At 40.6% G+C, this 22,343-nt stretch carries 20 protein-coding genes and 2 pseudogenes; 8 read left to right on the forward strand and 14 right to left on the reverse strand.

Annotated elements, in window-relative coordinates:
* Positions 1-237: 237 nt before the first annotated feature.
* Both gcvH and gcvP read left to right on the forward strand, forming a co-directional pair.
* Positions 238-618, forward strand: coding sequence for a glycine cleavage system protein GcvH (gcvH, locus tag L3V77_RS18530; RefSeq protein WP_195706228.1), 381 nt, complete (start codon positions 238-240; stop codon positions 616-618).
* A gap of 60 nt (positions 619-678) precedes the next feature.
* On the forward strand, positions 679-3,543 hold the full coding sequence (gene gcvP / locus L3V77_RS18535) for an aminomethyl-transferring glycine dehydrogenase (protein WP_275137732.1): 2,865 nt from the start codon (positions 679-681) through the stop codon (positions 3,541-3,543).
* A 197-nt stretch (positions 3,544-3,740) separates the two neighbouring features.
* Here gcvP and L3V77_RS18540 read toward each other — a convergent pair whose 3' ends face one another.
* The 3 genes and pseudogenes from L3V77_RS18540 to L3V77_RS18550 all read right to left on the reverse strand — a co-directional run.
* The gene (locus L3V77_RS18540; protein ID WP_275137733.1) at positions 3,741-4,229 is read right to left on the reverse strand and encodes a DUF523 domain-containing protein; all 489 of its coding nucleotides are present in this window, start codon (positions 4,227-4,229) and stop codon (positions 3,741-3,743) included.
* A gap of 280 nt (positions 4,230-4,509) precedes the next feature.
* Positions 4,510-5,241, reverse strand: coding sequence for an SDR family oxidoreductase (locus L3V77_RS18545; RefSeq protein ID WP_275137734.1), 732 nt, complete (start codon positions 5,239-5,241; stop codon positions 4,510-4,512).
* A 305-nt stretch (positions 5,242-5,546) separates the two neighbouring features.
* Positions 5,547-5,732: pseudogene (locus L3V77_RS18550) on the reverse strand (hypothetical protein); the annotation flags it as partial.
* Positions 5,733-5,876: 144 nt separating this feature from the next.
* Between L3V77_RS18550 and L3V77_RS18555 the strand changes: the two are divergent.
* Entirely contained in the window at positions 5,877-6,620 is a 744-nt protein-coding gene (locus L3V77_RS18555; protein ID WP_275137735.1) for a DUF2007 domain-containing protein, read from the forward strand.
* A gap of 451 nt (positions 6,621-7,071) precedes the next feature.
* Here the strand turns inward: L3V77_RS18555 and L3V77_RS18560 are convergent, their stop codons facing one another.
* Entirely contained in the window at positions 7,072-7,986 is a 915-nt protein-coding gene (locus L3V77_RS18560) for a transglutaminase-like domain-containing protein (protein ID WP_275137736.1), read from the reverse strand.
* Between the two features lie 413 nt (positions 7,987-8,399).
* Here L3V77_RS18560 and L3V77_RS18565 point away from each other — a divergent pair, with 413 nt between their 5' ends.
* On the forward strand, positions 8,400-9,524 hold the full coding sequence (locus L3V77_RS18565) for a M14-type cytosolic carboxypeptidase (protein WP_275137737.1): 1,125 nt from the start codon (positions 8,400-8,402) through the stop codon (positions 9,522-9,524).
* Between the two features lie 185 nt (positions 9,525-9,709).
* On the opposite strand, the gene L3V77_RS18570 is transcribed toward L3V77_RS18565, so the two are convergent.
* Positions 9,710-11,242, reverse strand: a complete 1,533-nt coding sequence (locus L3V77_RS18570; RefSeq protein ID WP_275137738.1) for a phospholipase D family protein — start codon at positions 11,240-11,242, stop codon at positions 9,710-9,712.
* Between the two features lie 172 nt (positions 11,243-11,414).
* Positions 11,415-12,212, reverse strand: coding sequence for a hypothetical protein (locus L3V77_RS18575; protein ID WP_275137739.1), 798 nt, complete (start codon positions 12,210-12,212; stop codon positions 11,415-11,417).
* Between the two features lie 246 nt (positions 12,213-12,458).
* On the opposite strand from L3V77_RS18575, the pseudogene L3V77_RS18580 reads away from it, so the two are divergent.
* A pseudogene (locus tag L3V77_RS18580) lies at positions 12,459-13,487 on the forward strand (IS110 family transposase).
* A 443-nt stretch (positions 13,488-13,930) separates the two neighbouring features.
* Here L3V77_RS18580 and L3V77_RS18585 read toward each other — a convergent pair.
* The 6 genes from L3V77_RS18585 to L3V77_RS18610 form a co-directional block, all read right to left on the reverse strand.
* On the reverse strand, positions 13,931-14,386 hold the full coding sequence (locus L3V77_RS18585) for a MarR family transcriptional regulator (protein WP_275137740.1): 456 nt from the start codon (positions 14,384-14,386) through the stop codon (positions 13,931-13,933).
* Between the two features lie 29 nt (positions 14,387-14,415).
* Entirely contained in the window at positions 14,416-15,138 is a 723-nt protein-coding gene (locus tag L3V77_RS18590; RefSeq protein ID WP_275137741.1) for a DNA/RNA nuclease SfsA, read from the reverse strand.
* A gap of 65 nt (positions 15,139-15,203) precedes the next feature.
* Positions 15,204-15,560 (reverse strand): rhodanese-like domain-containing protein, encoded by a 357-nt coding sequence (locus L3V77_RS18595; RefSeq protein ID WP_275137742.1) that lies wholly within the window; start codon positions 15,558-15,560, stop codon positions 15,204-15,206.
* 190 nt (positions 15,561-15,750) lie between these two features.
* The gene (locus L3V77_RS18600) at positions 15,751-16,095 is read right to left on the reverse strand and encodes a DUF3316 domain-containing protein (protein ID WP_275137743.1); all 345 of its coding nucleotides are present in this window, start codon (positions 16,093-16,095) and stop codon (positions 15,751-15,753) included.
* Between the two features lie 273 nt (positions 16,096-16,368).
* The gene (locus L3V77_RS18605) at positions 16,369-17,358 is read right to left on the reverse strand and encodes a rhodanese-related sulfurtransferase (RefSeq protein ID WP_275137744.1); all 990 of its coding nucleotides are present in this window, start codon (positions 17,356-17,358) and stop codon (positions 16,369-16,371) included.
* Positions 17,359-17,713: 355 nt separating this feature from the next.
* Entirely contained in the window at positions 17,714-18,604 is an 891-nt protein-coding gene (locus L3V77_RS18610; RefSeq protein ID WP_275137745.1) for a LysR family transcriptional regulator, read from the reverse strand.
* A gap of 85 nt (positions 18,605-18,689) precedes the next feature.
* Here L3V77_RS18610 and L3V77_RS18615 point away from each other — a divergent pair, with 85 nt between their 5' ends.
* The 3 genes from L3V77_RS18615 (at position 18,690) to L3V77_RS18625 (ending at position 20,993) form a co-directional block, all read left to right on the forward strand.
* Positions 18,690-19,160 (forward strand): PACE efflux transporter, encoded by a 471-nt coding sequence (locus L3V77_RS18615; RefSeq protein ID WP_275137746.1) that lies wholly within the window; start codon positions 18,690-18,692, stop codon positions 19,158-19,160.
* 165 nt (positions 19,161-19,325) lie between these two features.
* Positions 19,326-20,279, forward strand: coding sequence for a hypothetical protein (locus L3V77_RS18620; protein WP_275137747.1), 954 nt, complete (start codon positions 19,326-19,328; stop codon positions 20,277-20,279).
* Between the two features lie 159 nt (positions 20,280-20,438).
* Entirely contained in the window at positions 20,439-20,993 is a 555-nt protein-coding gene (locus L3V77_RS18625) for a hypothetical protein (RefSeq protein WP_275137748.1), read from the forward strand.
* Between the two features lie 167 nt (positions 20,994-21,160).
* On the opposite strand, the gene L3V77_RS18630 is transcribed toward L3V77_RS18625, so the two are convergent.
* On the reverse strand, positions 21,161-21,715 hold the full coding sequence (locus L3V77_RS18630; RefSeq protein ID WP_275137749.1) for a hypothetical protein: 555 nt from the start codon (positions 21,713-21,715) through the stop codon (positions 21,161-21,163).
* 142 nt (positions 21,716-21,857) lie between these two features.
* Complete coding sequence (locus L3V77_RS18635; protein ID WP_195706200.1) at positions 21,858-22,211, reverse strand: YkgJ family cysteine cluster protein; 354 nt, start codon at positions 22,209-22,211, stop codon at positions 21,858-21,860.
* Between the last annotated feature and the right edge of the window lie 132 nt (positions 22,212-22,343).

The raw sequence follows: 22,343 nt of genomic DNA on the forward strand, positions 1-22,343 counted from the left end.
AACGACGACTGACCATTAATAAACGACAATTAAATACATAAGAGTTCACCCAAGCAGATTAAGAGTATTAAAATGAAATCTTCATCTTCTTGTGCATATTCTACGCTTATACTGAGAACATGCTTAAGTTAGCTCTTCTTCGCGACATTTGCTTAAACGGTTTTTGCTGCGAGCGAATAACGTTATAAACGTAACCAGTTTTTCAATTATTGATATTAACAGTTTGGAGACAATAAGATGGACAACACCCTGAAATTTACAGAAAGCCATGAGTGGATAAAAGACAATGGTGACGGTACTGTAACTATCGGTATTTCAGAGCACGCACAAGAGATGTTAGGCGATGTCGTATTTGTAGACCTTCCTGAAGTTGAAAGTGAAATTGAAGCAGGCGAGAGTTTCTCTTTGGTAGAATCGGTAAAAGCCGCTTCTGACATATATTCACCTATCACAGGTGAAATTGTTGAAGTTAACGAAGAACTAGACGACAGCCCAGAACTTATCAATGAAGAACCTTATGAAGGTGGCTGGATTGCTAAGATTAAGATGTCTGACCCTTCTGAGTTAGATGACTTAACCAACGCAGAAGAATACTTAAGCAGTATTGAAGAAGATTAATTTGGAAAAATAAGAAAAAGCTGCTCTAACTGGGCAGCTTTTTAACAAGGTACAAAGGAAATGACTGAACTACTTCAACATCTAAGCACACAAAACGAATTTGTTTCTCGCCATAATGGTCCAAACAAAACCGATCAACAAAAAATGCTAACAACCGTAAGGGCGCAAAGCCTTGAACAGTTAATTGATCAGACGGTTCCAGCAGCCATTCGATTGGAGAAACCTCTTTCACTGGATGCGCCGATGAGCGAATCTGATATGTTGGTCAAGCTTAAAAAAATAGCAGAACTCAATCAGATCAAACGCACCTTTATCGGCCAAGGTTATTACAATACCTTTGTACCCAATGTTATTTTACGTAATGTACTTGAAAATCCAGGTTGGTATACCGCTTATACCCCTTATCAACCTGAAATTTCACAGGGTCGTTTAGAGGCACTACTAAACTACCAACAAATGGTGATGGACCTAACAGGTATGGAAATCGCCAATGCGTCACTGCTTGATGAAGCGACCGCCGCAGGCGAAGCGATGACCCTCTGTAAGCGGGCAGGCAAAAGCAAAAGCAAGGTATTCTTTGTTGCCGACGATGTTCATCCACAAACCATTGAAGTAGTCAAAACCCGTGCTACCTTTATCGGCTTTGATGTTGTCGTCGGCTCTGTAGATTCTTTAGCTGAACAAGACGTATTTGGTGCCTTGCTTCAATACCCTTCTACTTCCGGTGATGTCACCGACTTAACCGACGTTATTGCCACCGCTCAAGCCAACAAAACCCTCGTCACAGTTGCCACTGATCTTCTTGCGTCAACGCTGATTAAACCTGCTGGTGAAATGGGCGCAGATGTTGTCATTGGTAGTGCACAACGTTTCGGTGTGCCAATGGGTTACGGTGGGCCACACGCCGCATTTATGGCAACAAGGGACAAGCATAAACGTACCATACCTGGTCGAGTTATTGGTGTCTCTATCGATTCAAAGGGTAACAAAGCCCTTCGTATGGCAATGCAGACTCGCGAGCAACATATTCGTCGTGAAAAAGCGACATCGAATATCTGTACGGCACAGGCACTACTTGCCAACATGGCGTCATTTTATGCGGTTTTCCATGGTAGTGAAGGGCTTAAAACGATTGCGCGTCGAACTCATCATATGAGCGCAGTTTTGGCATCTGGATTAACCAAGTCTGGTTATGAACTAAGCAATAACCACTATTTTGATACGATTACCATCGACACAGGCGATGCCACCGACGCACTGTATACTAAGGCACTTCAAGCAGACATCAACCTACGTAAGTTAGATGGAAAAATAGGGGTCAGCTTTGATGAGACCACAACAACGCAAGACATTGCTGATCTATTTGCCATTTTTGATGTTAAAGAAGATATCGATGCATTGTCGACAGTCATTGCACGCAATGAGTTTGCGGCTATTCCTAAATCCTGCCGCCGTGAAACTCGTTACTTAACACACCCAGTATTTAATACGCACCATAGTGAAACACAGATGATGCGTTACCTAAAACAGCTAGAGAATAAAGACTTCTCGCTCACCCACGGTATGATTCCACTTGGTAGTTGTACGATGAAGTTGAATGCGGTTGCTGAAATGCTTCCCGTCACTTGGCCTGAATTTGGTTCACTGCATCCTTTTGCACCTAAAGAGCAAACCAAAGGGTATAGTAAACTTGCCACATCTCTGAAAGAGATGTTGTGTGAAATTACCGGCTATGATGAGTTTTCTCTACAACCAAACTCTGGTGCTTCAGGCGAATATACTGGTTTGATCGCCATTCAACGCTATCACCAAAGCCGAGGCGACGAGCACAGAAATGTTTGTCTTATCCCTAGTTCGGCCCACGGTACGAACCCGGCAACCGCTTCAATGGTTTCCATGAAAGTGGTGGTAGTTAAATGCGATGAAGCTGGCAATATCGACATCACAGACCTCGCTGATAAAATCGAAAAGCACCGCGATAATCTGTCTAGCATTATGATCACCTATCCTTCTACCCATGGCGTGTATGAAGAGCAAGTGCAACTCGTATGTGAAATGGTTCACGAGGCTGGAGGTCAGGTTTATCTCGATGGCGCGAACATGAACGCGCAAGTCGGCTTAACGACACCTGGCTTCATCGGCTCGGATGTATCTCACTTGAACCTACACAAAACCTTTTGTATTCCTCATGGTGGCGGTGGTCCGGGCATGGGGCCTATCGGTGTAAAATCTCACCTAGCACCTTTCCTTCCGGGTCATATTGAAGGCGGCTTAGAGGGTAAAGATTTCGCGGTTTCTGCGGCCGATTTGGGTAGCGCGTCTATCTTGCCTATTTCTTGGGCCTATATCGCTATGATGGGTGAGCAAGGTCTAACAGAAGCAACCAAGGTCGCTATCTTAAATGCCAACTATGTGATGGAGCGTTTGACGCCTCATTATCCTATTCTTTATCGCGGTACCAACGGCCGCGTCGCGCACGAATGTATTATCGATATTCGTCCACTGAAAGAAGAAACGGGTATCAGCGAAGAAGACATCGCTAAACGTTTAATGGATTACGGATTCCACGCACCGACGATGTCATTCCCCGTAGCTGGCACACTAATGATTGAGCCAACCGAATCGGAAGACTTGCAAGAGTTGGATCGTTTCTGCGAGGCAATGATCGCGATTCGTCACGAAATGAACAGTGTAAAAAATGGCGAATGGCCAATAGAAAATAACCCATTGGTTAATGCGCCACATACACAGGTCGATCTTTCTTCTGAAGAGTGGGACAGACCATATTCACGTGAATTAGCATGTTTCCCATCGAAACAGACGAAAATTTCAAAATACTGGCCGACAGTAAATCGCGTTGATAATGTGTATGGTGATAGAAACCTTATCTGTTCTTGCCCTAGTATTTCGGAGTATGAAGAGTAGATCAGTTGGTGATCACAGATAACTAAGTTGGAAACTGATTTGATACTTTAAAGGCGAACCTGATGGTTCGCCTTTCTATTTTGAGGTGAGTTACAGTTTGATTATCAATCATCATTTTGACGGTGAACCGTAAAATATAACCAATATCCCTCTTTACTCATTTCTGGACAAAAGTATCTTGAAGCCTTAACTGATTGTTAACTATGTGTTTCCAACATATTTCGGAGTTTAGCTATCGTATGCTGACTGTATACTTTAATGCCATTACGCTCTAACAATGCAGCAGCTACCCCAGAGCCATCGATTTTAATACCGTTGAATGTACCATCGTAAATTTTTGAACTACCACAAGAAGGGCTACCCTCTGCGAGAACCGCATATTTTATTTGCTGTTTATGGCAGAGTTTCAAAGCATTCTCCGCCCCATTCACAAATTGAGTAGTAACATCAATCCCATCATTTCCAACAACGTTAGCCGAACCGTCAAGTACATCAATGCCTTTTCCTGTGATTATTTCAGCAGGTGCTCTCGGAGTAGGTAAACCTGCGGACACCTCAGGACAAAAGACCACTAGTTCTACGTTTGATTTAAGCCAGTACAAATCGAGCTCTGGGATTGATAAGCAACTTGCATTGTATCTAACTTTATTTCCAACCAAGCACGAACTAACAAGAACTTTTACCACTGGAACTCCTTTATGTGCGAGAAATTGCTAACGCTTATTAGTTGATAAATTATCGTTTTTCATCCATCTATAATGCAGTCTTTTCTATATCAGTTCAATTATCAATAGGTTAAGGTGAATGAAAGGATGTTAGGCGGCAAAATGTGACATAATTTCAAAAACTCCGATTTCCTACCCGTTCAGACTATATTAGGTAGGGAAAATACACATTAACAGGATGTGAATGTGTGAAAAATCTAAAACAGAATGGGGCAGAGCTTCTTAGAATATTTTTTACCTGTTATTTTCCACCTGCAATATCAATGAACGTACCCGTTACATAAGAGGCTTCATCTGATAACAGCCATACAATTGCCTGCGCTACTTCTTCGGGTTTTCCCCCACGTTGCATCGGAATTTGCGGTGACAATCGGTCAATTCTGTTAGCTTCACCACCATCGGCATGCATGTCCGTATGAATAAAACCGGGTCTTACACCATTAACACGAATCCCTTTAGATGCGAGTTCCAATGAAAGTCCTTTGGTCAATGAATCCATTGCTCCCTTAGATGCTGCATAGTCAATATATTCAAATGGAGCGCCTGTTCTTGAAGCTGCAGAAGAAACATTAACCATCGCTCCAGAACCATATAATTGACCGATAAATTCCTTTGAGCAAAGGAAGCAACTACCAACATTCGAACTCATTACTTTATTAAAACGTTCGTAATCTATGCCTGATAATAATGATTGGCTGAAGAGGATTCCTGCATTATTAACCAAATGCGTTACTTGACCATATTTTTTATTCACAGCAAAAAACAGAGATTGAACTTCAGATTCAATAGACACGTCTGCCTTGAAGCAAAATGCTTCACCACCATGTTTTTGTATTTCGGTTACAACAGACTCTGCTTGAATTCGATTATTAAGATAATTGACGCAAACGAAATAGTCTTTCGACGCGAGTAATTTAGAAGTAGCAGCGCCAATGCCTCTACTGCCTCCCGTAACAATTACAACTTTTTTCATCACGGCTTCCTTGTCGCTAATAACATACATTGTCCTTATTTAATTTGACTCTACTCATTCGAATAATCTGAGTAAATATATAATACGTTTTTCCAATATAACGTAGCTCACTTTTGGACATTAACGTGTCAGCGGCTTCGCTAAATTAAGAAGTTAACTATAACTATAACTATAACTATAACTATAACTATAACTATAACTATAACTATAACTATGGAAAGTGGCTTAACTTAGTGTCCAGTATTGACAGTTTAGATCACACCGAACTGCCTAGCACTTTTCATTAAACGTCTACTATAAATATGCCCGAACTTATTGCACCAGTAGCGAATAGTTTTATAACTCACCATAACGCCTCGCTCAGCAAGAGCATCTTCAACATCCCTAAAACTTAGGCTAAAACGGTAATACAACCACACGGCGTGCTGGATTATATCGGATAAAAATCGATGTCTTTTGTATATGCTAATATGGAAATATTGCCATAGCATCGGTTAAATTGACAGTACCATGAGCAATAGGTTGCGGTTTGATATCTTTTGCTCTGGCAATATAACGAGCATATTAACAATAATAAATATGGATAATATTATATGATTTGCATCTATCAAGTTTCGAGTTCTGTCGAAACTCATATGATTACTAGTTTACTTCAACAATCAAATATTAAAGCACAAATCCATGGCGAGCACCTCCAAGGCGGTATAGGCGAATTACAACCAATTGGTATCGTGCGAGTAATGGTAAATGAAGAAGATGCTGCTATGGCAAAAGAAATTATTATCGAATGGGATAGAAAGCAACCTGATACAGATGTAGCGGTACCCTTAGCAATGAAGCGGTCTAGTGGATTAGGCAAATTGCTATTAGGGTTTCTTATCGGAGTAATATCTGTGGGAGTATATTACAACACTCCTGTGAATTATGATGGTATAGATTACAACAATGACGGTAGTTTTGATGAAAAGTGGACATACAGAAACTATAGGATGGTTAAGACAGAAATTGATCGTAATTTTGATGGGAAGATTGATTATACAACCGACTTTACCCGTAAAGGTACGCCTAAAAAAAGTTTGGCGGATGATGATTTCAATGGCTCTTTTGAAACTAAATACTCGTACAACAAAGGTAGCGTATTTCAACAGAAAGTTGATAGTGATGGTGACGGTTTTAATGAGTACATTATCGAATATAATTATGGTGTTATAGCTACAGCTAGGTTTTTAAACCCTAACAATGAAAATGTAATAAAAATTCAAAACTTTGAGCTTGATAAGTTAGTAAGTGCTGAATATGATTCAAATAAAGATGGGGTCATTGATACTGTAATTAAGTACGATGAGTATGGAGAAATAATCAGTACAAGTGCAAAGTAGTGAGCGACAACTCATGGCACAAATGAGTCCGTCAGATTATGTCTGAATTATCGGTTCTGAATTGTCAGTTCAAGTCCAGATCAGGGTGAGATCATGAACGTTTTTTAGGCAATTTAACAATCAATTTGACGATCACATTTAGTTGTGATCATATACTCCCTTTTTAGGGAGAGGTATTGTCAAGTTAACTGGTTTTTGCCTCAATGCTCCGCACCAGTAGTTTTGGACATTGATTTAACTGAGTTGGAGTGCCTAGACTCCAGTCTGACTGGAGCAAATCACATTAGAAATATTGGTCGATATAAGCCTAAGTGTTTAGTGAAGATCATCTACTCCAAGTAGGAAAGGGGCATAAACTGGTTACGAAATTACAACCAGTTTGATCTTTCAGCTAATCTTGATTACTCGAAATTTATAACAATTTTTGGCTAAACCTTCTAGCCAATTGAAGTTATAAAGGTGGTTCGGGAAATTGAAGCCATTCATGTTGTTCATAAATGACTTGTAACTTTTTAACGTCAATTGCTGGCTGACCCAGCAGTAATGATAGTTCATGGATCACTTTCATCTCATCCTCAGGAACTTTAGAGATGCCCATAGACGAATAAGAATACAGAGATGGATGTACCCAATACAAATGCTCCACACCTAAAACTGCTGCCATGTCATGAGATAAAACGTCAAGAATTACATGTGCTCCCCACCACTTAGGGACACCAAAATGGTCAGGATCTATATCACCGTTTAGATACATCTGCCATGCACTTCCTGCTAAAATAAAGTCCTCTCCAGATAAGTCGTATAGCTCTCTATCTGGATCAACCAGAATCCACCTTTGTTCTTCGTTACTCCATACTTCACACACAACATGATATATAAATCTGCCAGAGTAGAGATAAGTCGCAAAACCATAACGTAGCCTTACCGGTACTCCCTGAGATTTAAGAATAGATGCGAGTAATAATGCATGAGACCTACATGACATAATTAGACGATTTTCAGGTGATCGATCTTCTGTCAATCCTTGCGGATCTCGTTTATACAGCTCTTCTAAAATCATCGCTATACTGGCATATTTCTTGTCTTCATTTTCGCGTCGAGATACAGGTAGTTTAGACCGATACTTTGGTAAATCAGTTATAGGGTGAATAAACTGGGCTTTAGTTAACGCGCATAATTTCTCGACATTAGTTGGCAGCCCATCAAAAGCTCGGCTGTGCAGCTGGGGATCAGTATAATATCCATACGATCTGTATGACTCTAAAAATTCACTTTTGTTATTTATATCATCAGCAAAAGAAAAGGATGAGTACACAAGAATTGTTAGTATCGTTCCAACACTTACTAGATATCTTACCAATACCATTCGTTATCCTTTTCTAAAAAAAACTAAACTGCTGTTTTATACGAAATAAGCCAATGATATATTTATCTTTTCCATTTATATATCAGGTATCCAGAGATTCTATCACTTCATAAATCTCATGATAGCTATGCAAGTCAAAAAATTTAAGTTATCGACGTATTTGGCAAACAGTAGACAAACTTTTACAGTGAGGGAGCACACCTACAGTGAGGGAGGAAGTGAGGGAGGACACACACCGTGAAATCTGGTCAGGACAAGTTAAGTGAGTTTACTCAGAGAAGCTCGATCGTTAAGGTGTGTAGCCTCATCGATTGGATGTCCATATGTATTCTCTCATTACAATATGAGTGAATCGTTTTCTCGAAAAAAAATGTGCTAACCTTACTCAAACTCACCACGAGATAACAACTACAATGAAAATTTTCAGCAACTTCGAAAGCGGCAACATTCACGTCGTTTCAGCCGATTCGCCACAGAACATTCAACTGACTATTCCTGCCGATAACCAGACGGAAATTTCGCAATGGTTTCACTTCCGGTTAGAGAGCAAAGCGAAACAGGCACACCACTTTACAATCAATGAACTGGCAACGTCGGCCTACCCAGAAGGTTGGACTGATTACGATGTGGTTGCATCTTATGATCGTGTAGAGTGGTTCCGCATCCCTACTAAGTTTGATGGCAACACACTGACGTATGAAATAATTCCAGAGCATGATTCAATGTACTTTTCTTATTTCGCACCATATTCATACGATCGCCATCAAGATCTTTTACACAGTGCGCAAACGCACCCAGCGTGTAAGTTAGAAACACTAGGCCACACACTAGACAACAACGACATCAGCTTACTGACGGTCGGAGAACCAAGTCCTAAAAAGAAAAACATTTGGGTAATTGGACGTCAGCACCCTGGTGAAACGATGGCGGAATGGTTTATCGAAGGCCTCTTGCAACGCTTACTTGACGAAACGGATACCGTTGGTCGTTCACTACTCGACAAAGTGGTTATTCATGTCGTCCCTAACATGAATCCAGACGGCAGCATTCGCGGTCACCTTCGCACCAATGCCATTGGTGTAAACCTAAACCGAGAATGGCAAACCCCATCGCTGGAACGCAGTCCTGAAGTGTACCTTGTTCGAAAGCGCATGCTAGAAACGGGGGTCGATATGTTCTTAGATATCCATGGTGATGAAGCTATCCCCTATAACTTTGCTGCAGGTAGTGAAGGCATCCCTTCTTACGATACGCGCATCGCTCACTTGGAGAACCACTTCAAACAAGCATTACTAACGATTACGCCTGAATTCCAAGATACAATAGGTTACGACAAAGATGAACCAGGTAAAGCTAACCTAACCGTCGGTTCGAACTGGGTCGGAGAGCAGTTTAATTGCTTGTCTTACACGATCGAGATGCCGTTTAAAGATCACATCAACCACGTCGATGAACTTTATGGCTGGTCTCCATATCGCAGTGCTGCATTTGGTCACGATATGCTAGCGGCAGTTTGGGCAACGGTTGATGAATTGTAAGCTATTTAGTTTAATACCAATGAAGGACTAACGAGCTAGTCCTTCATTTAAGTAAAAAAGTGCAAACTGTCACGGTTCTGGACAGAACAGTTTAATGCTTAGAGCCTAACTTAATGGCTTAGATTAGGAAAAATATCTACACCGTTAAGCTTATATAGTGAATAATTCGGTACGAGATAATGGTGTTACAAATACTTCTCTATTGGCAATAGCTGTAGAAAACGTGATTTAGCTCGTTCCCATTGGCCTGTTTCTGGGTCGCTTTCCCAGATTTCCGTACCGGAATACCAACGGAGTTCTCCTTCAAGTAAATTCAGACGCCAGCTATTGTCCTCGTTCATTGCCTGCTCCATATCATCCGCAAGACTTTCAGCAACACCTTGATTTTCAATCACGAGTATAGACTCAGTATTGAGATAGGTTGAACGTAGGTTGAAGTTAAAAGAACCGATGCCAGCCACACGCCTATCAAAGACAATTGATTTTGCGTGAAGGCCATAGGCCGTTGTCGGTGCACATTTAGACAAGTCTCTTGTTGAATCCACACATAGCTCCGTATCTGGTTTCATCTCAAATAACTGAATACCATTGTCAAGCATGTCTTGACGTCGACCCGCGTAGCCGGAATGATTCGTGATGAGATCATTTGAGATCATTGAATTGGTCAATGCTTTTATCTGAACACCGTTGCTGGTTAATACCTTCAACCCTTCTAGTTGGCTATCATCAAATATTAGATAGGCAGATTCCAATAAGATTTCTTGGTCAGATTGACGAGCCAACTCCGCCATTAATCTGGCTGTAGCTTTCGGTTCGCTAGTGTTCTCTTCGTCGATTGGTACTGGTCGGTCAGAAACAAAACGAGCTTTAACCCAGATCATCTCCTCCATTAAAACCGTTAAAAATCGATTTGCAACCATCTTTCCTTCTGGCAGAGCAGAATAGTGCTTGTAAACGGGCGATGCCACCTCATCTAACACCGGTCGATCCGATGAGACTTTACCACCTAGTAAGTTGACAGGGTAAGACCAGCGACTGTCCCAGTATTCTCTAAAGCTCGCTTGAATATCAGTTACCACGGAACCCATTACCAGTACATCGCGGTCACGAAAATTAATTTCATCAGAAAGATCAAAATATTCATCGCCGATATTACGCCCTCCGACAACGGACAGAACACCATCGACGGTAAAGGACTTATTGTGCATACGACGGTTTAGGCGGGAGAAATCACTCAATACATTTAACCACTTGACTAACCCACGACGACTGGGAATAGGATTGAATATACGGATCTCTATTTTAGGATGAGAATCCAGAGCGGTAAGTAGGTCCTCTCGTTCGTTAAGATTGATATCATCAAGCATTACACGAACTTTGACACCACGATCTGCAGCCGCTATCAAACGATTTGCCAGGTAGTGCCCAGAAGCGTCTGAATTCCATATGTAATACTGGATATCGATGCTGTGTTCAGCGGTTTCAATTAATGCCAATCGCTGAGCCAATGCATCCCAACCCGTATCTTGTAACAAAATCGCACTCATCCCTTGAGCCGGCGGTTCAAGTCGATAAGTGTCACTCAATTCAGACAGTGTCGTCGTCGGCAGGGTAGCAACTGGCTCTATCGAATGCTTAATCTCCTCTGGGAGTGAGGCACACCCGGTAAAAAGAACCACTAAAAGCATGGTGACACTAATGCGTTGAAGCACAGGCATTTATTACACTTCCTTTTTAATTGTGAATAACCAGTTCTGGTTCTGTCAGTTCATTACTTCAGGTAAAGCTTAAAATTTATAGCGGCTTATCTATGCGTTATAGTATACCAAACTGACACGCTCCCCCTATGGAGTAATCAAATTGGAATAGAATGAAGCATTAGCTCAATATCTACAGATATAAGCGTGCTTTTTTTACTAACGGTTTTGTGACATCTTTATCTGTCCAGTACTTACCATGACTCCACGGGTTCCAACTCGAAAAGATACCGCCTGCATTAATACAATGGTCTGTAACCAACTCGCTATACGAGTCACTTAGCGGGGATAAAGGCCAACCTAAAACGTCATCTTTATCAAAGTAGTTGTCCCACGTAAATTCATCCGACGGCTTGTCAATGGCTTCTATCGGGTCTAATCCTCCAACAAACATCGGAATATTACAGCCCGTTGTGATCAAGTGAATACAGCTTTTTAATCGTCTAAACTCTTTTTTATTGTCATTTCCTGTCGGTTCAAAAGCGTTGAAGATACCTGTATTATTTTTGGCATCCCAAATATAGTTGGAGATAACCTGACACCCTAACGACTGCGCAATAATTAGAACCGGTTTATTCTTATTGCCAAGCTTCAAGAACGCTTCGTCGAGGGCACGGATAACCTCACTCTGCACCTGAATATACTGGTCACTGGTATTAGAGCGAGCGCTGTATTCAAGTGATCCCGCATCGGAAAAACCATATAAAAGGAATCGACGAAGTATCGCACCATCTAGTGGAAACTCGTTCATCCTTTGCCAAATGTCATTTTGATTACATTGAAGAATGGGTTGATATTGAATAGGTACAAAAGCAATCTTGGACCAATCGTCACCAAAGCTTTTCATCAGTTTTTTCTTTAGACCCTGAAAGTAGTTAGGCTTGTAATCACCCATCCCATGTAAAGTAATAATGGCTAATTCTTTGTCCATATCGGTCACCTCTATTGATGTATACCAATACAGTAAAGTCAACGGACACGAAAATAACCTACTCTGATGTAAATTTTGTGAAGTGCTTATTGATTTAAAAACAGTCTACCTGTTGGCTGATAACCAAGTTTGAGGCAATGAAAGACCATTGTGGGCTGAAGTGTGTGATGAGATGGTCACCTCTGTCTCGGCATCGCAATGTGCCATGATTAAGGTTGCACAGAATCAACAACAAAGGCGACCACTATGAACTATAAGTTAATTAGTATTGATTTGGCAAAAAATGTCTTTCAAGTTGCTCTACTCGATCAACAAAATAACCTCGTTTCGAATAAAAAAATCACCCGAAATAAATTGCTTCACACCCTAAGGCAATACCAGCCCACTCTTGTCGTCATGGAGGCGTGTTATAGCTCCAATCACTGGGGAAGAGCGATTGAAAAACTGGGGCATACGGTTAAATTAATTCCCGCCAGATTAGTCAAAGCGTTCTTAATCGGCAATAAAAATGACGCTAACGATGCGCTCGCCATTGCCGAAGCCGCGCAACGGCCCAAAATTCATTTTGTTGGCGTGAAAACCGTTAAGCAACAAGATATTCAATCACTGCAAAGGATAAGAGAGCTACTGGTAAAGCAACGCACGGCGAACGCCAACCAACTACGAGGTCTTTTGGCGGAATACGGTGTCGTTATGGGTAAAACGAAAGCGAATTTAATGAACGTCATTCCTTTAGTTTTAGAAGATGCTGAAAATGAGCTGTCGACGGTGGCTCGGTCGTTTGTTCAACGCCTTTACCTTCGACAAAAGCAGCTTGAAGAAGAAATCAAAACCATCACGGCTCAAATGGTGTCATGTGCCAGCCAACATGAAGACTATCAATTGCTTTCAGGTATTCCCGGAGTCGGTCCTATTGTCGCGTCAAGTATCATGGGCTCGATAAATAGCGTGGGTGAATTTAAAAATGGACGTCAGTTATCAGGATTGCTTGGCCTAACCCCTTCTCAATACAGCAGTGGCGACAAAAACCATTTAGGCAAGATAACCAAACGAGGCAATCAAACTCTTCGTAAACTTCTCACTCAGGGTGCGCAAGCGGTCATTAATCATTGCGATAAAAAAGACGATCCGCTAAGTCAATAGCTACAAGAATTAAAAAAACGTGCACACCATTGCAAAGTGGTTGTGGCCTTTGCTAATAAATTGGCCCGAATAATCTGGGCCGTATTAACGAAAAGAGCCCCTTATAACGTCGAACTCGCTTGCGCTAGGTAGTGCTAAATGAACAGAAAGCCAATTAAATAACAACGGTATAAACAGTGATGAATTAAACGGATTGTCTTATTCAAAACCTGGTCGGGACAGCGGTTATCAAAACCATGTGTGTGTTGAGGAGGATAAGACGTCAATTTGAATCTCATTAGGGCGCGCATGAACTCATGCCAAACAGACGCCGGATATATGTCGCAAGACCGTGAACCACTGCTAACCCCTGTTGTTATGGAAAAACTCTATGGAAAGATAGAAAACGAACGCTCTACAAACATAAAGACCTTGCATCAAGCGAGGTGACCATATATGTCCCTTTTACTTTTTTCCCTTTTACTTTTTTACTTTTTTACTTTTTTACTTTTTTACTTTTACTCTACTTATTCTGCCAATTATACGAAGTAACCTATCTATTCGTACTTTATCAACTGTAACTGCGAAGTGATAAACTACCTCGAATTATGGTTGATTAATTGCTTCAGCATATTGTTAAACCCTTGCATATCTATCTGATCTTGATCGAAAAAGTTCATATCAATTTGTTTAATCAAATCCAACGCTTGTTTTAGTTTATCAAGCCCTAAATCACTGAGCCCTAGCTTTTTGGCTCTGGTGTCTATTGGATCAACTTCCCTAATTACAATTTGCCGTTTCTCCAAAGATTTAAGCACACTGGAAACGACCGATTTGTCCATCTTGGTAAATTGTATGAGTTTTACTTGATTAACTACACCACCATTTTGATTTAACCAGTGGATACCAGATAAAATCACAAACTGAGGATAGGTTAGCTCAAGATCCTTTAACCCAGCGTTAATAGTGCGCTGACGCATGTTTGAAATTTGCCAAATAAGGTAGCCAGAATGATTTTCTGGCTGGTCATCATCAAAGATATCTTCTTTCATATAGGCCTGTATCAAATTCGAAGTGTTCGTCATAGGTAAGATGACAAATCAAGTTTAAAGTAGTCAATGAGCGAAACGCCAGTACGGTCAAGCTGTAAATTAATTTGCCAATGTTCAACCCCATTAGTAACACATTGTTTTACAGCTTCTTTGATATAACGTCCATTTTTATCAATGGTTTTTGGGGGAACAAACGGCTTAGCATCATAGAGATGGCATAAAAGTATTACCGCCCTTTGTCCTTCACTGATTTGACTCGAAATATCAGAGCAATGTCGTACTAGGCGCTCAAAGGAGTGAAATTTATCTCGGACTAATTTTTGACCGAAAGGTATGTCCTTCAAAGGCGTTTTAACTTCAATATAACAGTTACCATTGATAAAAAAATCAATCTTCGATTGGTTCAAAAAAACTTCTCTTCTCACTTCATTAGCTGAAATCATCGTATCTAATAAGTTGTTTATAAGAAAAAAATTAATATATGCATTTGCTTTTATCTGATTAATTCCAATCAAAACACCTTGCGCCGAGTCAGGGTAAATAGCTTCAACAGTGTATTTTGTTTGTCTCTTGTCAGAATCGGATTTTGACAAGAGACAAGGAATATGTCGAAAGTCGATTCGACCTATTCTGCCAGTCGATGGACAGTGGCATTTTTCTATTTGACCATCAACCTCCACCAACATAATAAAGCGATTAGGTCGGGATTTAATGACACCTTTAACTAACTCTTCAGTAAACCGGAATTTCATCACTCGTACCTTTAACAATTAAAAGTAAGGAGGGCAGAAAGAATAACTACCCTCTATGATCTGTACTACAGGTCTTCAATCTCTAGTCTCACTGATTTCCAGGCGGCTATCCCTCCAGAGAGTTCTCTCACATCATATCCATTATTCAGTAGTGTAATAGCCGCTTTTGCACCGAGGTTACAAAACGTATCCCAACAATAAACAACGACCCTCTTGTCCTTAGAAATTTTGTCCAGATTATCAGCGAGATCTGACTGAGCTATTTCTATTGCCCCTTTAATCTTGTCTTTTTTGATATGGGCTGGCGCATTACGTACATCGACCAAGACAACAGTATCTTTGTCTCTATTCAGCTCATTCAAGTAATCCATAGGGCTTACAGTACATTTTATCTTAGATTCGAAAAATTCGATTGCATTCATGTGGTGCCTCCTCTACATTGTTTGTATAAAGATAGTCTGTACACAGACTAAAGGCAAGTAAAAATTGCATTGGAAAGACGTTTTGCTCGTACAGAATTTGCGCAAAAAGAAATACATCATTGATAATTAACATGACAAAAGCCAACCGTTCGAGAACGATTGGCTTTAAAAATTCTAAAACTACGAGGTATTAGTCGTTATTGTTATCGCGGGTGTCGAAGTGATAATCAACATTCACGATAGCGCGGTAAGAGATTTCACCGCGAGCTTCAGAGAACTCTTCAATCGTCACCGCTGTATCACCCAACTTAAGGTTAGAGACAGTATGTTCTCCGATAGGTGCCAATTTGAAGCGCAATTCAGAATGGCTTGCCGCTTCCAACGCATCAACGTAATCGAAACCCGCTTCATACGCGGCCGCTTTAGAAGCGAAACTGGCTGTTGATAGATTTGCTTCACTGTAAACCGTTTGAGTACCGGCAAAGGCGGTTGCGCTAACGAGTAGAGTGGCGGCTAGAACTGTTAATTTTTTCATCTTATTTACCTTTAAAGTGTCGGTTAAAATGAGTGACTATTTGTGGGGCAACGGCCCCTCTCACTCGATGACACTATTATTCACCATTTAAACGTGACGTACATCACACGAATTCGCCATTCATCATGGACGATTTAGCATCAATAAAATGAAAGTTTTTAAGAAAATGGGAGTTGTAACGGAAAGTTAGCTGGAAAATACACCGATGAGTAGAGACAAATTGGCAAAGAAGAACAAGCTCTTGCCACAAGAACCAACAAGAGCTTAACCGTGTTATTTCACTTTCTTTCTTGAACGTTGTTGCGCTTTCAGAGCCAGTTTTTCTTTTTTACGTTGCTCTATTAAGTGAGCGGCTTCACCGCCAACGTGGGTTTCACCGCGTGCGTTAGCCAGTTGCACTTGCTTTTCGCGTTCGCGAAAGCGGGCTTTCTGTTCTTCACTATGTTTATCCACGCACTTAGGGCAACTGACACCTCTCTCGAAATACTCAGACTCTTGCTCTTCGCCTGTGATAGGTAAACGGCAAGCATGACATACGTCATAACCACTTCTTTTTAACTGGTGGTTAACAGCAACGCGACCGTCAAATACATAGCAATCTCCTTCCCACATGCTTTCATCTTCTGGTACGTCTTCTAAGTACTTAAGAATGCCGCCTTCAAGATGGTACACTTCCTCAAAGCCTTGTTCTTTCAAGTAGGCGGTTGATTTCTCGCAACGAATACCACCCGTGCAAAACATCGCTACTTTCTTATGCTTCGCTGGGTCTAGATTATCCGCGACATATTGTGGGAAGTCGCGAAATGACTCGGTGTTAGGATTTACAGCATTTTTAAATGTACCAATATCCACTTCGTAGTCGTTACGGGTATCAACTAAGAGTACCTCCGGATCAGAAATTAGTTCATTCCAATCGTTAGGCTTAACATAGGTCCCAACAACGTTAAGCGGGTCAATTCCTTCTACTCCCATTGTCACAATTTCTTTTTTCAGTTTTACCTTGGTGCGGTTGAAAGGCTGTTCATCACTGAACGATTCTTTATAAACAACATCGGCAAGACGAGTATCTTGTTTGAACCATTCAAGCAAAGCATCTATCGATTCACGCTTACCTGCAACGGTACCATTGATACCTTCACTTGCGAGAAGCAAAGTACCGCGGATTTTTTTTACTTCAAGAAAATCGGTTAGAGATTGCCGAATTTCTTGGTAATCATTAAGTGTGACAAACTTATATAGTGCACATACAACATATTGAGACATGGTTTTTCCTTCAGCCAGCTGGAACGTAAATCCAGAGCGTATCTTTACAAACTAATTAAAATCACGCGCAGTATAACTAAGCGTAGGTATGACAAAAACCAACCAAAGATAGGGTTATATAACATGATATAACACATCACTTATTGACGTGTCCAAGGCGACAGTATTTTCATAAGGTGACTGTCCCTTCACTGTTTTATGGAAAGATAGAAAACGACCGCAACACAAAACACAAAGAAACCTTGCATCAAGCGAGGTGACCATATACGTCCTTTCACTGTTTTATAAGTTGACTGTCCTTTCTGTGTATTATTTTCTTAGTTGTAGTAAAAGTTTGCTTAGCTGATGTCCGTAACTAGTAGATCGGCTCAAGTACGTCTTTAAGGTGTGTTTGTAACCAACACAAAGCCGGCCCTTTTTTAATGCTATTTAATGTCACCATATCGACAGGAGGACACCACATTTTATGGTCGATGGTTATATTTAACTCCACTAGTACTCCCTCTGAGACCTCTTGTTCTACTTGGTGGTAGGGTAAATAAGCCCAACCCAACGTTCCATTTACCACCGTATGTTTCATCGCATTAAAACTGTTAACCCACCATATTTTTGAGGCGGCTGGAGGAAATTGTTCTAAAAAACACCCATTATCACCTCGAAGCATAAGTTGACGATGTGGAATCACATCGACCAATTGAACCTTACTCAACGATGCTAGTGGATGCCCCGGATGACAGACGGCTTTGAAATTAACATTTCCAATGAAACAGGCTTCAATTTCTTGACTAAATGACATCTCAGCGTACATCAATCCTAGGTCAGCCCTTTTGTCCTTGAGGTGCTTTTTAACATCAGTGCTAGCGATAGAGATGAGTTCGATTTCAGTTGCCGGAAAACGTTCCGAGAATCGATCTAATATTTGAAACAATGACGGCATGAAAAAGGAATCATCTAGCGCTATTCGAATAATATCCTCTTCACCGCTATTAATGGAGGTCACCAAATCACTCAAACTTTCGACTTGCAAGATAACCGCTTTGGCTTGCTTAAATAAATGACGCCCTTCTCTAGTCAAGGTTGGCTTTCTAGTCGATCGATCAAACAGTTGAATGTTTGAATCAATTTCAAGATTGTTGATACCTTGACTAACGGCTGATTGTACTTTTCCCAATTTCCTTGCGCTCGCCGAGAACGAACCAAGTTCCGCAGCTTCAACAAACATCCGTAATTGTTCAATACTATACATATCATTATTTCTAATAGTTATTGACTTTTAATCATCATAATAAAAGATAGTATAGAGCGAAAATAAGTCAACGGAACATAAAAAAATGTCACTCAAAGAACGAATTTTGCATATGGTGTTGTTTGAGCTGATTGCGTTAATTTTAATGGTAACGCTAGCCACTCTGATTATCGGAAAAGATGCGTCAAAAATGGCTGGGCTGGCTGTAGTACTATCGCTCATTGCGATGGGATGGAACGATATCTTTAACTGGAGCTATGACCGATTATCCGGAGCTGATCGTAACGCTCGTACTTTCAAAGTTCGTGTTTTGCACTGTTTAGGGTTTGAATTAGGTATAATGCTCATCTCCTTCCCTGTTCTAATGTGGGCACTCAAGCTTGGTTTCTGGGCCGTATTTGTTATGGATATTGGTGTCGTCATGTTTTTTCTGCTTTATTCGATTGGTTTCAACTGGTTATATGACACGATTCGCCAGCGTATGGTGGATTATGGTATGCCGAAGAAAAGAAAACAGCCTAAGCTTAGACATAAAATTACTTGTCGAAAGCTCTGATGCCCTGCTTCGCAATGGGTAGTTCATACACCATGGCTCATCATCCGAAGCGTTCTTTGGCTTAACCTCATAGGTATCTTTGCATAGTAAGAGCGACAACATCACTAGTTACATTCATACATTTACTAGGTAAACTGCTTACATCAGAATAAGTTCAAAAGCACTATGCAAACCCATTCCCATACATCGATAGATATACCATTTGATTGTCGGCATACGTGCTGGTTTTGTGGAGAACCATGCTCTACAAGTCTACATTTTCCAGATAACGCTAACTCAAGCTTGAATTTGGAACACGCCTTATTAGCGATACCAATATGTAATGAATGCAACTCTATCAAATATCCTAGCGACTTAACGTCGATTTGGGCGTTGCGTTCCTACATCAAGCAAGCTCTTATATTTAAATACACCAAGCACCTAGCCATAGGAGAAAACTGGACGGAGCAAGAGATCATAGACAGCAATTTTTCAGGTTCAATATTAGGTGGTTTTGGTAGAAGTGCATGGCGTATGTATGAAATTGCAAAACAGAGAGTGACATTTCAAGGTTGGGTCGTCAGTATTGACGATCTTCCATTAGATGCCATTGATGATACAAGTGGTTTTGAGTTTGAAGGTACGAACTATTTGTCATTAAACACATGTATCAATTTCTTTGCTACTGCAACGGCTATCGACAAGGAATTACTCACTCAACTTGTGGAAATTGTTACACCAAGTAGATTTGATTATGCTTTGAAAATAGCAAAATTGAATAAACGTATTTCTAACGCTCAACGCGCCAAAATCATTCATGAAATTACCGTTCAAGAGACTGAGAAACGGGAAGTCGCTTTTAATAAACACTCAAGAAGTGCCGATAACCAACCCATTATGGATGTGTCCGTTTCAGGCACTGTTGCTCCAATATTTGCAATCAAGTGGGCGATGGAGAAAGGCGCTCATACTCTATCTGATCTGTGCCACTTAGAAGATAATTACTTTGATGAGTTCCAGCATTTAGGTGGAGCCGCTGCATTCGCATCGTATAACGGATTACAACTATATTTAGAAGCTCGAGAAGAATTAGCGTGGATAGAAAGCAGTGACCCAAACAAAGATTGGTGGCCGCAATAAAGCCGTTATATAGGCTAATTGCTGATCGACATATCCATGTCTCGGGTATGGAGTTAGATATCTATATCATTGCTACGTATCGCTGATAAATCTCAAGGAAATGTCGGTAGGAGTACCGTAAAATAGACACATTAAAGTCAGGGAAGAGATAACCCTAAAATGAAAAAAATACTATTGTTCATTCTGTTCATCACTTTTACGCAAAGTGCAAACGCGACTACCTACTACTGCAGTGACAGTAACTGGGATAAGCTTAGTACCTTATTCAACAAAACCGTAAAGAGCTACAAGCAGCTCCTTCGGGAAATTGATGAATATGAAATAAAAACTAACCCATCAGCGTTTATCCACAATAGATATACTTTAAAAGAGTACAGCGCCATGTGGCACATGAATAATGACGTGGACAGAAAATCCGTCGAAAGATTTATTACCAACACACAAGCACAAATAGATCGCGTTGAAGAAATCAATATTAAGCTGCAAGCATTAAAGAAAAATGGACGCAATTTAGAGTACAATTGGGAGAAGTTAGCTGGCTACTGTAACGACGAAGATCAATATGATGACTACAAATCAGCCACCAAAAACTACGAATCTGCAACAAATAATCTAAACATCATCAAAGCGAAAATAAAAAATCTTAAAGAAACGAAAGTCAACTACGCTACCGAACTCGAATTTTTTATGAAAACCAAAGAGCTTTCGAAATAGCGTATCGCCAAATACAGGTGCAATACGTACGGACTCATGAGTCAACCAAACAGATCACCGACAACATCGCATTACTAAAGTGTGTTTCCCAAGAGGTAGTGAAGCAAGTAAATTGTAGTGATAATGAAATTAAGAAGTCAACGAAAGTAAAGACACACGCTTTAGTTCTATCTTTTCATCACGGCTTTTTTGTCTTTAATCCGATTTATTGTTGTTGCGAAGAATGCAAACAGTAACCCCACAAAAAAAACGGTCGTGGTCATACTTTTGCTGATCGTCATTGCACTTGAGTATGACACTAAGCGTTCTGGCACTTCTGGATAACTGGTTAGAATTTTGAATACAAAATAGTTTTCAGAGTAATCAAACACTCCAACAAGCAATGGAAGTAAAGATAACCCCCTCCACACTATTAACTTCAATCGACCAAAATTTATTACCCATAACATCAGTAGGCTATAGGTAGCAGCAAATAATACAGGGTAAACTGAATCGAGCAGTAATTGTGTATAACGATAAAAATTTCGCCCTTCTTCTCCGAGTGTACCTAAAAGCAACTGAGCTTCCGCATAGCTGTAACCCAAAGGAGACATATAGAATATATCCACTCCTTCGGAGTAACCAACTAATGTAGGGATGGAATAAAATAACATTGTAAGGTAAACAATATTTGTAATAACAAACAAGACCAAAATTGTCCGACCTTTAAGAAATCCTTTCATGTGTGTCCTTGAGAAACATTTGTCCTTGAGAAACAGATTTAAATAGTAGTGCTTATTGAGGCACATCTGGATTTATAAGCCTCTCACTATCCGATAATGGCTAGAACGAATTCGACTTAAATTTTAAACAAGTCGTGACCACTTACACCAACACTTGCCGTGTATTCCTGATGTAATGATGGATCTGACGCTCAACTTTCGAATCGATCATCTCTTCCGGTCGGCATTTGTTTGGACAAGGCATATTCGGTGTTGTGCCGAACACTCGGCAAATCAGAGGTCGTTCCTCGTACACCTTACAACCGTTAGGACCTAAGTGTACGCAATTAAATTCATTCAATGCGGCTTCATGCTGCGCGTCCGTTTTTCTCGGTAATCGCGACATTTCTTCCGAAGAAGTTGTTACCGGTCCACAACAATCATGACAGCCCGGTACACATTCGAACGTTGGAATACGTTCGCGCAGGTAGGCAATCATCTCTTGGTTATTGTTCATGGGTACCTAAGTTTGTGCAGTTCAAGATCGATACGGCTTTATACCTAATTCATTAGATGTTAGCAATGCCTTTAAAACCTACCGTGTGTCACAAAATCTATCCCATGTGCAAACGCCTATGCTTGGAAAAAC

The sequence above is a fragment of the Vibrio sp. DW001 genome (genome assembly GCF_029016285.1).
In the GTDB taxonomy this organism is placed as follows: Bacteria; Pseudomonadota; Gammaproteobacteria; order Enterobacterales; family Vibrionaceae; genus Vibrio.

Bases quoted from the DNA above. Each gene is read 5' to 3' on its own strand.
- gcvH (WP_195706228.1), top strand. From the start codon at position 238: ATGGACAACACCCTGAAATTTACAGAAAGCCATGAGTGGATAAAAGAC.
- gcvP (WP_275137732.1), top strand. From the start codon at position 679: ATGACTGAACTACTTCAACATCTAAGCACACAAAACGAATTTGTTTCT.
- L3V77_RS18545 (WP_275137734.1), bottom strand. From the start codon at position 5,241: ATGAAAAAAGTTGTAATTGTTACGGGAGGCAGTAGAGGCATTGGCGCT.
- L3V77_RS18555 (WP_275137735.1), top strand. From the start codon at position 5,877: ATGATTACTAGTTTACTTCAACAATCAAATATTAAAGCACAAATCCAT.
- L3V77_RS18560 (WP_275137736.1), bottom strand. From the start codon at position 7,986: ATGGTATTGGTAAGATATCTAGTAAGTGTTGGAACGATACTAACAATT.
- L3V77_RS18565 (WP_275137737.1), top strand. From the start codon at position 8,400: ATGAAAATTTTCAGCAACTTCGAAAGCGGCAACATTCACGTCGTTTCA.
- L3V77_RS18570 (WP_275137738.1), bottom strand. From the start codon at position 11,242: ATGCCTGTGCTTCAACGCATTAGTGTCACCATGCTTTTAGTGGTTCTT.
- L3V77_RS18575 (WP_275137739.1), bottom strand. From the start codon at position 12,212: ATGGACAAAGAATTAGCCATTATTACTTTACATGGGATGGGTGATTAC.
- L3V77_RS18585 (WP_275137740.1), bottom strand. From the start codon at position 14,386: ATGAAAGAAGATATCTTTGATGATGACCAGCCAGAAAATCATTCTGGC.
- L3V77_RS18590 (WP_275137741.1), bottom strand. From the start codon at position 15,138: ATGAAATTCCGGTTTACTGAAGAGTTAGTTAAAGGTGTCATTAAATCC.
- L3V77_RS18595 (WP_275137742.1), bottom strand. From the start codon at position 15,560: ATGAATGCAATCGAATTTTTCGAATCTAAGATAAAATGTACTGTAAGC.
- L3V77_RS18600 (WP_275137743.1), bottom strand. From the start codon at position 16,095: ATGAAAAAATTAACAGTTCTAGCCGCCACTCTACTCGTTAGCGCAACC.
- L3V77_RS18605 (WP_275137744.1), bottom strand. From the start codon at position 17,358: ATGTCTCAATATGTTGTATGTGCACTATATAAGTTTGTCACACTTAAT.
- L3V77_RS18610 (WP_275137745.1), bottom strand. From the start codon at position 18,604: ATGTATAGTATTGAACAATTACGGATGTTTGTTGAAGCTGCGGAACTT.
- L3V77_RS18615 (WP_275137746.1), top strand. From the start codon at position 18,690: ATGTCACTCAAAGAACGAATTTTGCATATGGTGTTGTTTGAGCTGATT.
- L3V77_RS18620 (WP_275137747.1), top strand. From the start codon at position 19,326: ATGCAAACCCATTCCCATACATCGATAGATATACCATTTGATTGTCGG.
- L3V77_RS18625 (WP_275137748.1), top strand. From the start codon at position 20,439: ATGAAAAAAATACTATTGTTCATTCTGTTCATCACTTTTACGCAAAGT.
- L3V77_RS18630 (WP_275137749.1), bottom strand. From the start codon at position 21,715: ATGAAAGGATTTCTTAAAGGTCGGACAATTTTGGTCTTGTTTGTTATT.
- L3V77_RS18635 (WP_195706200.1), bottom strand. From the start codon at position 22,211: ATGAACAATAACCAAGAGATGATTGCCTACCTGCGCGAACGTATTCCA.